Annotated in this window: 11 protein-coding genes; 9 read left to right on the top strand and 2 right to left on the bottom strand. The window is 71.0% G+C overall.

Annotated features, from left to right (window positions below):
- Positions 1-33: 33 nt before the first annotated feature.
- Positions 34-1056, top strand: coding sequence for a GGDEF domain-containing protein (locus ACWH49_RS19205; protein WP_448172919.1), 1023 nt, complete (start codon positions 34-36; stop codon positions 1054-1056).
- A 12-nt stretch (positions 1057-1068) separates the two neighbouring features.
- On the opposite strand, the gene ACWH49_RS19200 is transcribed toward ACWH49_RS19205, so the two are convergent.
- Both ACWH49_RS19200 and ACWH49_RS19195 read right to left on the bottom strand, forming a co-directional pair.
- Entirely contained in the window at positions 1069-1767 is a 699-nt protein-coding gene (locus ACWH49_RS19200) for an ABC transporter ATP-binding protein (protein ID WP_448172918.1), read from the bottom strand.
- The gene (locus ACWH49_RS19195; RefSeq protein WP_448172917.1) at positions 1760-3031 is read right to left on the bottom strand and encodes a lipoprotein-releasing ABC transporter permease subunit; all 1272 of its coding nucleotides are present in this window, start codon (positions 3029-3031) and stop codon (positions 1760-1762) included. The genes ACWH49_RS19200 and ACWH49_RS19195 overlap by 8 nt, the downstream gene beginning before the upstream one ends.
- 45 nt (positions 3032-3076) lie before the next feature.
- Here ACWH49_RS19195 and ACWH49_RS19190 point away from each other — a divergent pair, with 45 nt between their 5' ends.
- The 8 genes from ACWH49_RS19190 (at position 3077) to ACWH49_RS19155 (ending at position 12044) form a co-directional block, all read left to right on the top strand.
- Positions 3077-4018, top strand: a complete 942-nt coding sequence (locus ACWH49_RS19190; protein WP_448172916.1) for a hypothetical protein — start codon at positions 3077-3079, stop codon at positions 4016-4018.
- Complete coding sequence (recJ, locus tag ACWH49_RS19185) at positions 4015-5796, top strand: single-stranded-DNA-specific exonuclease RecJ (protein ID WP_448172915.1); 1782 nt, start codon at positions 4015-4017, stop codon at positions 5794-5796. Before ACWH49_RS19190 ends, recJ begins: the two co-directional genes overlap by 4 nt.
- Positions 5797-5884: 88 nt before the next feature.
- A complete protein-coding gene (locus ACWH49_RS19180) occupies positions 5885-7489 on the top strand; it encodes a hypothetical protein (RefSeq protein ID WP_448172914.1) in 1605 nt (534 codons plus the stop codon).
- Positions 7489-8598 (top strand): PQQ-dependent sugar dehydrogenase, encoded by a 1110-nt coding sequence (locus tag ACWH49_RS19175; RefSeq protein WP_448172913.1) that lies wholly within the window; start codon positions 7489-7491, stop codon positions 8596-8598. The genes ACWH49_RS19180 and ACWH49_RS19175 overlap by 1 nt, the downstream gene beginning before the upstream one ends.
- A 75-nt stretch (positions 8599-8673) precedes the next feature.
- Positions 8674-9525 (top strand): 3',5'-nucleoside bisphosphate phosphatase, encoded by an 852-nt coding sequence (locus tag ACWH49_RS19170; protein WP_448172912.1) that lies wholly within the window; start codon positions 8674-8676, stop codon positions 9523-9525.
- Positions 9522-10454: a DMT family transporter gene (locus tag ACWH49_RS19165; RefSeq protein ID WP_448172911.1), complete on the top strand. Its 933-nt coding sequence runs from the start codon at positions 9522-9524 to the stop codon at positions 10452-10454. The genes ACWH49_RS19170 and ACWH49_RS19165 overlap by 4 nt, the downstream gene beginning before the upstream one ends.
- Before the next feature lie 4 nt (positions 10455-10458).
- On the top strand, positions 10459-11100 hold the full coding sequence (locus ACWH49_RS19160) for an L-threonylcarbamoyladenylate synthase (RefSeq protein WP_448172910.1): 642 nt from the start codon (positions 10459-10461) through the stop codon (positions 11098-11100).
- A gap of 50 nt (positions 11101-11150) precedes the next feature.
- A complete protein-coding gene (locus ACWH49_RS19155) occupies positions 11151-12044 on the top strand; it encodes an SPFH domain-containing protein (RefSeq protein WP_448172909.1) in 894 nt (297 codons plus the stop codon).
- The last annotated feature ends 12 nt before the right edge of the window (positions 12045-12056 follow it).

Genomic DNA, 12056 nt, shown 5'->3' with positions numbered 1-12056 from the left:
ACCGTTGCGAAGTTGTCAGGGGCGTCCGTACCTATGCGCTATACCCAACCCAAGGACCGCAGCGCCGAGCTGTTGCGCGTTGCGCTCGGCCACATGGGCCGCCATGAAGCCGCCTTCAATCCGACCACCTTCACGCTGTGGTACGAGTACGCCGCCGGCATCAACCCGCCGCTGCAGGCGGCGGTCGATGCACTGCTGAACAGCGGCGCACCGTTCGGCGACGACACCGTCGCGCGGCTGTTCCAGGATCACATCGCGCCGCCCGATGCAGCGGCCGTGCAGCGCATCGGCGTCGACCTGCAGCGCGTGATGTCCGGCATCGTCACCAGCGCCTCCCAGACCGGCACGCGCGCGGGCCTGTTCGGGGCGCAGCTCGACGGCCTGTCCGCAGCCTTGCGTGCCAACGACGTGGCGGCGCTGACGCCCCAGGTCGACCAGGCGCTCATGGGCACGGCCCAGATGAAGAGCTCGGCCGACGCCCTCCAGCAACAGGTCAGCGCCAGCCAGAGCGAGATCGCGCGGCTGCGCACCGACCTCGACCGTGCCCGCGGCGAGGCCCTGCTGGACCCGCTGACCGGCATCCTGAACCGCAAGGGATTCGACGAGAAGATGGCCGCCCTGCTGGCGGCGTCGCCGGCCGAAGGGCAGTCGCACTGCCTGGTGATGTTCGACATCGACCACTTCAAGAAGGTCAACGACGCCCACGGCCACGTGATGGGCGACCGGGTGATCCGCGGCCTCGGCGAGATCCTGCGCGTCAGCCTGCCCGACCCGGGCGACGCGGTGGCCGCCCGCTACGGCGGCGAGGAATTCGCGATCGTGCTGCCGCACAGCACCCTTGCCGACGCGACCCGCCTGGCCGAGCAGGTGCGCGAGCGCGCCAAGGCGATGCGCATCCGCAACCGCAGCACCCAGGAAGTGCTGTTCACCGTGACTATCTCCGGCGGCGTCGCGGCGCTGCAGCCCGGCGACGATGCGCAGGCGCTGATCGCTCGCGCGGATGGCGCGCTGTACCAGTCGAAGAACGGCGGACGGGACCGGGTCAGCTGCGGCTGACCGACGCGCGGATCAGCCGGCCAGCCGCCCGTGCTTCAGCCGAAGCACGCGGCCGCAGCGCGCCGCAAGCGTCTCGTCGTGGGTGACGACGACGAACGCCATGCCCTGGCCACGCGCCAGGCTCAGCATCAGCTCGAACACACCGTCGGCGGTCTCGCGGTCGAGGTTGCCGGTCGGCTCGTCGGCCAGCACGCAGGCCGGGCCGCCGGCCAGCGCGCGCGCGATCGCGACGCGCTGGCGCTCGCCGCCCGACAACTGGGATGGCCGGTGCCGCAGGCGTTCCGCCAAGCCGACCTGCGCCAGCACCGCGGCGGCGCGTTCGCGCGCCTGCGGTTTCAGTTCGCGCCGGATGCGCAGCGGCATCGCGACGTTGTCGAGCGCGCTGAACTCGGGCAGCAGGTGATGGAACTGGTAGATGAAGCCGAGCTGACGGTTGCGCCAGGCGCCCTGCTCGGCCGCGCCCATCGTCGTCCAGTCCCGGCCTGCGAGCTCGATGCGGCCGGCGCTCGGCGCCTCCAGCCCGCCCAGCAGGTGCAGCAGCGTGCTCTTGCCCGAGCCGGAGGCGCCGACGATCGCGACCGTCTCGCCGCGCCGCACCGTCAGGTCCACGCCCTGCAGCACATGCACGTCGAGCGCGGCGTCGCCGCTGCCTTCGGTGAAGCGCATCTGCAGGCCGCTGGCCTGGATCACCGCATCCGCAGGCTCATTCATAGCGAAGTGCTTCGGCAGGTTGCACGCGGCTGGCGCGCCAGCTCGGGTACAGCGTCGCGACGAACGACAGCAGCAGCGAGATCACGACGATCGGCACGATGTCGCCGGCCTGCGGGTCGCTCGGCATGCGGCTGATCAGGTAGACGCTGGACGGCAGGAACGCGACGTGGAACAGGCGCTCGAGCCCCGCGACCAGCCAGCCGACGTTGAACGCGACCAGCAGCCCGAACAGCACGCCGGCGAAGGTGCCGATCACGCCCGACAGTGCGCCCTGGACCATGAAAATGCCCATCACCGAGCGCGGGGTCGCGCCCAGCGTGCGCAGGATCGCGATGTCGGACTGCTTGTCGGTCACCGTCATCACCAGTGTCGAGACGAGGTTGAACGCCGCCACCGCCACGATCAGGGTCAGGATGATGAACATCAGGCGCTTCTCGAGCTCGACCGCCTGGAACCAGTTGTTGTTGGTGCGGGTCCAGTCGCGCACCGCAAATTGCGGCCCGAGCGCCGCCTGCAGCGCGGCACCCACGCGGCGCGCGTCGTTCTGGTTCTTCAGCCGCAGCTGCACGCCGGTCGGCCCGCCGGTGCGGAACAGCTTGCCCGCATCCTCGAGCTGCACCATCGCGAGCGTGCTGTCGTATTCGTAGTGGCCGGCATTGAACACGCCGACCACGTTCAGCCGCTTGGTACGCGGGATCGAACCGGCCGGCGTGAACTGCGGCTCGGGCAGCACCACCGTCACCTTGTCGCCCTCGCGCACGCCGAGCGAACGCGCCAGGTCGATGCCGAGCACGACGTCCCATTCGCCGGGCACGAGGCGCTTGAGCACCGTGTCCTTCAGCTGCGCGGCGATGTCGGTCACGGTCGCCTCGTCGGCCGGCGAGATGCCGCGCACGATCACGCCGCGGATGTTGTCGCTGCCGTTGACCATCAGCGTCTGCGCGGCGATATAGGGGGCGGCGCCGATCACCTCGGCGCCGACCTCGGGCACCGCCCGAATCCGCGCCGCGGTGGCCTGCCAGTCGGCGAGCGCGTTGCCGTCGGCAGCGAGCACCTCGACGTGCGGGATCACCGCCAGCATGCGGTCCTGCACCTCCTGGCGGAAGCCGTTCATCACCGACAGCACGATGATCAGCGCGGCCACGCCGAGCGCGATGCCGAGCATCGACACGCCCGAGATGAAGGAGATGAATGCGTTGCGGCGCCCGGCGCGGCCGGCGCGGGTGTAGCGCCAGCCGATCTGCAGTTCGTAGGGCCAGTTCATGGGGAGGCGATGCTACAGGAGCCCCCGCGCCCGGATAATCGCGCGATGCACCTGTTGATCCCCTTCGCGTCGGGCGAGTCCGAAGCCGCCGCGCACGTGCTGCGCGACCTCGCGCTGCCGAACCTGACGCAGCTGCTCGGCCGCCTGACACTCGCGCAGCGCGACGACGGCGACGCGTATTCCATGTCGCCGCCGCACGAACGTGCGCTCGCCGCCGCGCACGGCTGGCACGGAGACGACGGCCTGTATCCGTTCGCGGCGCAGGCCGCGGCACGCGACGGCATCGCGGTCGGCGACGCGGCCTGGGCGTTCGTCACGCCGTGTCACTGGCTGGTCGGACGCGACCACATCACGCTGCTCGACCCGGCGGCGCTGTTGCTCGACGAGGCCGAGTCGCGCGCCGCCTTCGAGGCGGTCCGCGGCCTGTTCGAGAGCGAAGGCTTCCGCGTCGAGTGGGGAGGCGCGACGCGCTGGTACGCGGCGCACGACAGCTTCGCCGATCTGCACACCGCCTCGCTCGACCGCGCGATCGGCCGAAACGTGGAGCTCTGGCTGCGCGGCGATGCGGCCCGCGCCGCGCCGTTGAAACTGGTTCGGCGATTGCAGAGCGAGCTGCAGCTGCTGCTGTATCCGCATGCGTTGAACGACGCGCGCGAACGGCGCGGCGTGCCGACGCTGAACTCGTTCTGGCTCAGCGGCTGTGGCCGGCCTCAGGCCGAGGCGGCCGACGTCCCGACGGTCGACGATCGCCTGCGCGCGCCGCTGCTCGCCGAGGACTGGATCGCGTGGGCCGAGGCCTGGCGCGCACTCGACGCGGGACCGCTGGCCCAGTTGCTCGTCGCCGCGCGCGACGCGCTCCCCGTCACGCTGACGCTGTGCGGCGAGCGCAACGCGCACCGCTTCGCGGCCGCGCCGCGCTCGGCCTGGCAGGCGCTGCGCGCGCGCTTCGACCGCGTGGAAGCGCACGCCGTGCTGGAGGCGCTGTGAGCAGCGCCCCGGTGTCGCCGACGATCCGCCTGCGCGACGCGCCGCCGCGCGCGGTCTGGGCGCTCGAACAGGCCGGCGTGCCACCGCTGCTCGCGCGCCTGTACGCGGGCCGCGGCGTGCGTGCGGCCGACGAACTCGACGACGGCCTGGCGCGACTGCTGCCGCCCGCGGCGCTGCGCGGCGTGCAGGCGGCCGCGACGCTGCTCGCCGATGCGCTCGCGCAGCAGCGCCGCATCTGCGTGGTCGCCGACTACGACTGCGACGGCGCGACCGCCTGTGCGGTGGCGATCCGCGGCCTGCGGCTGCTCGGCGCCGCCGAGGGCACGCTGCACTACGTCGTCCCCGACCGCGCGGTGCACGGCTACGGGCTGACGCCGGCGATCGTCGATCTGGCGCAGGCGCGGCGGCCCGACCTGCTGGTCACGGTCGACAACGGCATCGCGAGCCTGCAGGGCGTGGCCCATGCGCGCGCACTCGGCATCGACGTGCTCGTCACCGACCACCACCTGCCGGCGCTCCTCGACGACGAGGTCGTGCTGCCCGACGCGAACGTGATCGTCAACCCGAACCAGCCCGGCTGCGGCTTCGCGAGCAAGAACCTGGCGGGCGTCGGCGTGATGTTCTACGTGCTGCTCGCGCTGCGCGCCGAGCTGCGCCAGCGCGGCACGTTCACGGCCGCAGGCGGACAAGCCGTCAACGGTACGCCGGCGCAACCGCGGCTCGACACCCTGCTCGACCTGGTCGCGCTCGGCACGGTGGCCGACGTGGTGCGGCTGGACGCGAACAACCGGCGCCTCGTCGCGCAGGGCCTGCGCCGCATCCGCAACGGCCAGATGCAGCCGGGCGTCGCGGCGCTGTTCCGCGCCGCGGCGCGCGACCCGCGGCGCGCCAGCGGGTTCGACTTCGGCTTCGCGCTCGGGCCGCGCATCAACGCCGCGGGACGGCTGTCGGACATGACGCTCGGCATCGAATGCCTCGTCACCGACGACCCGGCGCGGGCCGCCGCGCTCGCCGCGCAGCTCGACGCGATCAACCGCGAGCGGCGCGACCTCGAAGGCGGCATGCGCGAGCAGGCCGAGGCGCTGCTGGCGCAACTCGTGCAGTCCGACGCCGCCGGCACGCCGGCGGCGCTCGCGATCTTCGACGAGGGCTTCCACGAAGGCGTGGTCGGCATCGTCGCGTCGCGCCTGAAGGACCGCGTGCACCGCCCGACCTTCGTGTTCGCGCGCGGCCAGGACGGCCTGTTGAAGGGCTCCGGCCGCTCGATCCCCGGCTTCCATCTGCGCGACGCACTCGATCTCGTCAGCAAGCGCCACCCCGACGTGCTGGTGCGTTTCGGCGGCCACGCGATGGCGGCCGGCTGCACGCTGGATCATGCGCAGTTCGAGACCTTCGACGCCGCGTTCCGGCGCATCGCGAGCGAGTGGCTGGACGCGGCGACGCTGTCGCGCACGCTGCTGAGCGACGGCCCGCTCGGCATCGAGCATTTCAACGCGCCGACCGTGCGCGAGATCGAGGCGCAGGTCTGGGGACAGGCCTTCGAGGCCCCGGTATTCGTCGACGAGGTCGAGATCGTGTCGCAGCGGCTGGTCGGCGAGAAGCACCTGAAGCTCGCGCTGCGCCTGGCCGGCGAGGGCCGCGGCGCGCCGTTGCGCGACGCGATCTGGTTCGGCCACAGCGAACCGGTGGCGGCAACGGTGCGGCTCGCCTACCGCCTCGGCGTCGACGAGTACAACGGCCGCGAGCGCGTGCAGATGATCGTCGAGGCGATCGCCTGAAAGGCCCTGGATCGCGGCTGGCACGCCTTGCCAGCCGCTGCGGCGCAGGGCAGCATGGGCCGGTCCCCCCGACCGGCACGAGGCTCCCATGGATGTCACCACGCCCCCACCGCTGAACCCGGCACGCCGCCGTGCGCTGCGCGTGCTCTCGTTGACGCCGCTGATGGCCACCGTCGGCCTCGCCGCGTGCGGCGGTGGCGGCGGCAATTCGGGTGGTCCGGCCCCGGGGCCGGCGCCGGGCGTGGCCGGCCCGGCGTGGTGGGGCTTCGGCCGCGATGCGCAGCACAGCGCGCTCGCGGCGATCGCAACGCAGGACCTGAACCGCATCGCATGGACCACACCGATGGACACCGCGCCGCAATACCAGCCGAGCGGCGCGCTGCTGATCCACTACGGCTCGCCGGTCATCACCGCGCTGAACACCGTGATCGTGCCGGTCAAGACCGGCGCGGCCGGCGGCTTCCGCTTCGAGGCGCGCTCGGGCGCCAACGGCGCGCTGATCTGGTCCGGCACCAGCGACTACCTGCTGCCCGCGCACAACTGGGTGCCGAGCTACAACCTCGCGCTGAGCACCGGCAACCGCCTGTACGCGCCCGGCGCCGGCGGCAAACTGTTCGTGCGCGAGGATGCCGATGCCGCGACCGGCGCGCTCACGACCGCGGTGTTCTACGGCGCCGCCGCGTATGCCGCGAACCCAGCCGCGTTCGACAGCACCGTCTTCATCAACACGCCGCTGACGGTCGACTCGGCCGGCACGGTGTACTTCGGCTTCATCGTCACGGGTGCGAACCCGGCCGGGCTGGTCAGCGGCATCGCGCGGATCACCGCCGCAGGCGTCGGCAGCTGGGCCGCGGCGGCCACGCTGGCCGGGGACGCACAGATCGCGAAGGTCGCGACCAATTGCGCGCCCGCGGTCTCCCCCGACCTCGCGACCCTCTATTTCGCAGTGAACCGGGCGGTGGCGGCCGGCGTCGTGCAGTCGGGCTACCTGCTGGCGGTCGACAGCACGACGCTCATGTTGAAGGGGCGGGTCGCGCTGGTCGACCCCGGCGCCGGTACGCCGGCGCGCATCAGCGACGACGGCACCGCGTCGCCGACGATCGGCCCCGACGGCGAGGTCTTCTACGGCGTGCTCGAGAGCAGCTTCGGCAGCCACAACGGGCGCGGCTGGCTGCTGCACTTCGACGCCGCACTGACGGCCCAGCGCGCGCCCGGCGGCTTCGGCTGGGACGACACCGCGTCGATCGTGCCGGCGACGATGGTGCCGTCGTACGCCGGCGCCGCGACCTACCTGCTGATGATCAAGTACAACAACTACGAAGGCGCGGGCAGCGGCGACGGCATCAACCGCATCGCGATCGTCGACCCGACCGCGACACAACTCGATTCGATCTCGACCGTGCAGATCATGCGCGAGGTGCTGACGATCGCCGGCCCGACCTTCGAATCCGGAACCTCCGGACCGGTCAAGGAGTGGTGCATCAATACCGCTGCGGTCGACCCGGCCACCCGCTCGGTGCTCGCCAACAGCGAGGACGGGTACCTGTACCGCTGGAGCCTGGTGACGAACACCTTCACGCAGCGCATCCAGCTGACCAATGGCATCGCCGAGTCGTACACGCCGACCGCCGTCGGCGCGGACGGCGCGGTCTACGCGGTCAACAATGCCGTGCTGTTCTCGATCGCGAGATGATGTCGATGCGCCTGAAGTTCCTCTTGGCGATCGCGGCCTTCGCGTTCGGCGCGGTGCACGCGCACGCGCAAGCGCTGAAGCCGGTCACCATCGCCAGCGGCCTGCGCAACCCGTGGTCGCTCGCCTTCCTGCCCGATGGCCGGATGCTGGTCACCGAGAAGGCGGGCACGATGCGCCTCGTGTCGGCCGACGGTCGCGTCGGCGAACCGGTACAGGGCGTGCCGAGAGTCGAGTCCGGCGGCCAGGGCGGCCTGCTCGACGTGGTGCTCGACCCGAAGTTCGCCGACAACGCGCTGGTCTACTGGAGCTTCAGCGAGGCCGATCCCGAGGGCGGGCGCGGCAACAGCACCGCGGTTGCACGCGGTCGGCTCGACGGCAACGCGCTGCGCGAGGTGCGCGTGATCTTCCGCCAGGCGCCCAAGTTCGCGAGCAGCGCGCACTTCGGCTCGCGCCTGGTGTTCGCGCGCGACGGCCGTCTGTTCGTCACGCTCGGCGACCGCTTCCTGCGTCGGGACGACGCGCAGACGCTGGACACCGACCACGGCAAGATCGTGCGGATCGAATCCGACGGCCGCATCCCGGCCGACAACCCGTTCGTCGGCCGCGCCGGGGCCCGGCCCGAGATCTGGAGCCTCGGCCACCGCAACGTGCAGGGCGCGGCGCTGCATCCGGTGACCGGCGAACTCTGGGCCGACGAGCACGGACCGCAAGGCGGCGACGAGCTCAACCTCGTCGAGCGCGGCAAGAACTACGGGTGGCCCGTGATCACCTACGGCGCGGAGTACGGCAGCGGCGCGAAGATCGGCGAAGGCACGGCCAAGGCGGGCATGGAACAGCCGCTGACCTACTGGGTGCCGTCGATCGCGACCAGCGGTCTCGCCTTCCTGACCAGCGACCGCTACCCGGGCTGGAAGGGCAGCGCGTTCATCGGCGCGCTGAAGGCGCAGCTGCTGGTGCGGCTCGAGCTCGACGGCCGCAAGGTCGTGCGCGAGGAGCGCCTGCTGCAAGGCTTCGGCGAACGCATCCGCGACGTCCGCCAGGGCCCCGATGGCTGGCTCTACCTGCTGACCGACAGCCCCAACGGCCGGATCGTGCGACTCGAACGCTGAGCGCCGGGAGACCCGCGGAGCACGCGGGCCGAGCGTCGTCCCTACAATGGAACGGTGGACCAACCGCCGAGCTGGATGAACGCTGACCTGCACTGCCATTCCGCCGTGTCCGACGGCACGCTCGAACCCGAGGCGCTTGCCGCACGGGCGAAGGCGAATGGCGTGGAGCTGTGGGCGCTGACCGACCATGACGAGATCGGCGGCCAGCAACGGGCGATCGCCGCCGCCGGCGCGCTGGGCCTGCCCTACCTCACCGGCACCGAGATCTCGGTCACCTTCGCCGACGTGACGGTGCACATCGTCGGCCTCGGCGTCGATCCCGACAACGCCGCACTCGCCGCCGGGCTGCATGCCACGCGGGGCGGGCGCCGCGAGCGGGCGATGGAGATGTCCGAGGGCCTTGCGAAGGTCGGCATCCACGGCGCGTACGACGGCGCGCTGCAATACGTCGGCAACCCCGAGCTGATCTCGCGCACGCACTTCGCGCGCTTCCTGGTCGAGACGAACGTCTGCCACGACACCTCCGAGGTGTTCCGCAAATACCTGGTCGAAGGCAAGCCCGGCTTCGTGCCGCACCGCTGGGCCACGTTGCGCAACGCGGTGCACTGGATCACCGACGCCGGCGGGATCGCGGTGATCGCACACCCGGCGCGCTACAAGTTCAGCGCGAACGAGGAGTACGCGCTGTTCAGCGAGTTCAAGGCGCACGGCGGGCGCGGCGTCGAGGTCGTGACCGGCAGCCACAGCAGCGCCGACGCGGTGCGCTATACCGAGACGGCGCTCGAGTACGGCCTGCTCGCCTCGCGCGGCAGCGATTTTCACAGCCCCGATGAAAGCCACATCGACCTGGGCAAGCTGCCGGCCCTGCCGGCGCGCCTGACGCCCGTGTGGACCGCGTTGGAGTCGCGCATCCACGTCCCCGCGTGACGGTGGCTGCGCAGCGCCCGGGCCTCGGCATCGGCCTGGTGCTGATGATGGGCGCGTGCTTCGCGGTGAGCGACACGCTGATCAAGTACCTCGGCGGCTGGCTGCCGGTGCTTTTCCTGCTGTGGGCGCGCTACGCGATCCAGGCGGGCACGATGGCGGTCTGGCTGGCGCGGCAAGGTTGGCGGGGCTTCGCGACGGCGCACCCGCGGTTCCAGTGGATGCGCGGTGCACTGCTGCTGGTGACCAGCGGCATGTCGTTCTTCGGCCTGCAGCTGATGCCGGTGGCCGAGTTCACCGCGCTCGGCATGCTGACGCCGGTGGTCGTGACGATGCTCGCGGCCTGGGTGCTGCGCGAGCCGGTCTCGCGGATGCGCTGGGCGCTGGTATGCGGCGGCTTCGTCGGCGCCGTGATCGTGATCCGGCCCGGCAGCGGCGTGTTCGGGTGGGCTGCGATCTTCCCGCTGCTGATGGCGCTGTGCTACGGCTGCTTCCAGGTGCTGACCAGCCGGCTGGCGTCGCTCGAAAGTCCGTACACGACCCATTTCTACACCGGCTTCTGCGGCGCCGTGCTGGTCACGCCGCTGCTGCTCTTGCACGCCGGCGACTATCTCGCCGCGGCGCAGGCCGTGCCGCCCGCCAAGCTGGTGCTGGTGCTGGGCATCGGCCTGTTCGCGACCGTCGGGCACCTGTGCCTGATCTTCGCGTTCGGGCACGCGCCGATGGCCACGCTGATGCCCTTCATCTATGCCCAGATCGCGTTCGCGCTGGGCGTGAGCTACCTCGTGTTCCGCCACTTGCCGGATGGCTGGGCGTGGGTGGGCATGGCCGTGATCGCGGCGTGCGGCGCCGTGAGCGCCTGGCTGAACGCGCGCCAGACGAGCGCGCAGCGGCCGGCCTCGATCGTCGCGGTCGATACGGCCTACGATTGAGGGCATGTCCCAGTACTTCGAAGTCCACCCCGAGAACCCGCAGCTGCGGCTGCTGAAGCAGGCTGCGCAAATCCTGCACGGAGGCGGCATCGCCGCGATCCCGACCGACTCGAGCTACGCGCTCGTCTGCCACCTCGACGACAAGGCCGCGGCGGAATCGCTGCGGCGCATCCGCGGCGTCGATGACAAGCACCACCTGACGCTGCTGTGCCGCGACCTGAGCGAACTCGCCAGTTACGCGCGCGTCGACAACAAGCAGTACCGGCTGCTGAAGGCGGGCACGCCGGGGCCGTTCACCTTCATCCTCGAGGCGACCAAGGAGGTGCCGCGGCGCGTCTCGCACCCGTCGCGGCGCACGATCGGCCTGCGCGTACCCGAGCACGCGGTGACGCAATGCCTGCTCGAGATCCTGGGCCAGCCGCTGCTCGCGACCACCCTGATCCCGCCCGGCGAGACCGAGCCGATGAACGAACCGGGCGAGATCCGCGACCGCTTCGAGAAGCTGGTGCAGGCGATCGTCGACGCCGGCGCGTGCCCGATGCAGCCGACCACCGTGATCGACCTGACCGGCGCCGCGCCGGAGCTGATCAGACAAGGCCGCGGCGACGCCCGCAAGCTCGGACTGAACCTCGACGAAACGGCTTGACAGCGGTCATCGGTCGATACTAAAGTGATATCACTTTTGGGAGACCTGTCATGCTCGACAAGCCAACTTCACAGGAGCGCGTCGCCACCTCGGCCAACGGCTTCCTCTACGTCATCGTCGGCGTGCTCGCCATGGGGGTATCGGCCGTGCTGTTGCTGAGCCGGCCGTCGCCCGGCCTCGCCGGAATCTTCGGCCTGGGGATGCTGATCGGGGCGTGGTGTCTGGCGGGGCTCTACATGCTGCAGCCGAACCAGGCCGCGCTGCTGATGCTGTTCGGCAGCTACCGCGGCACCGACCGCAGCGACGGGCTGCGCTGGGCCAATCCGTTCTACGTCAAGAAGAAGATTTCGGTCCGGGCGCGCAACTTCAACAGCGAGAAACTGAAGGTCAACGACCTGCGCGGCAACCCGATCGAGATCGCGTCGGCCATCGTCTGGAAGATCGAGGACACCGCGCAGGCCACCTTCGACGTCGACAACTACGAGGCCTACGTGCTCACGCAGGCCGAGTCGGCCGTGCGGCACCTCGCGCTGAGCTACGCCTACGACAATCTCGACGAACCCGGAGACGGCAACCAGCGCGAGATCACGCTGCGCTCGGGGACCGACGAGGTCGCGCTCGCGCTGCGCGCGGAGTTGCAGGCCCGGTTCGCGCAGGCCGGCATCGTCGTCGTCGACGCCAAGCTGACCCACCTCGCCTATGCGCCCGAGATCGCCGGCACGATGCTGCGGCGCCAGCAGGCCGAAGCCATCATCGCGGCGCGGACGAAGATCGTGCAGGGCGCGGTCGGGATGGTCGAACTGGCGCTGAACGGCCTGGCCGAACGAGGCCTGCTCGAGCTCGACGACGAGCGCAAGGCCGCGATGGTCAGCAACCTGCTCGTCGTTCTTTGCTCCGACCACGACGCGACGCCGGTGGTCAACACGGGCACGCTTTACAACTGAGCGTTGGCAGCC

This window comes from Rhizobacter fulvus (assembly GCF_964020785.1).
The sequence above is the reverse complement of the archived record's forward strand: the minus strand, read 5'-3'. Positions and strand labels throughout refer to the sequence as shown.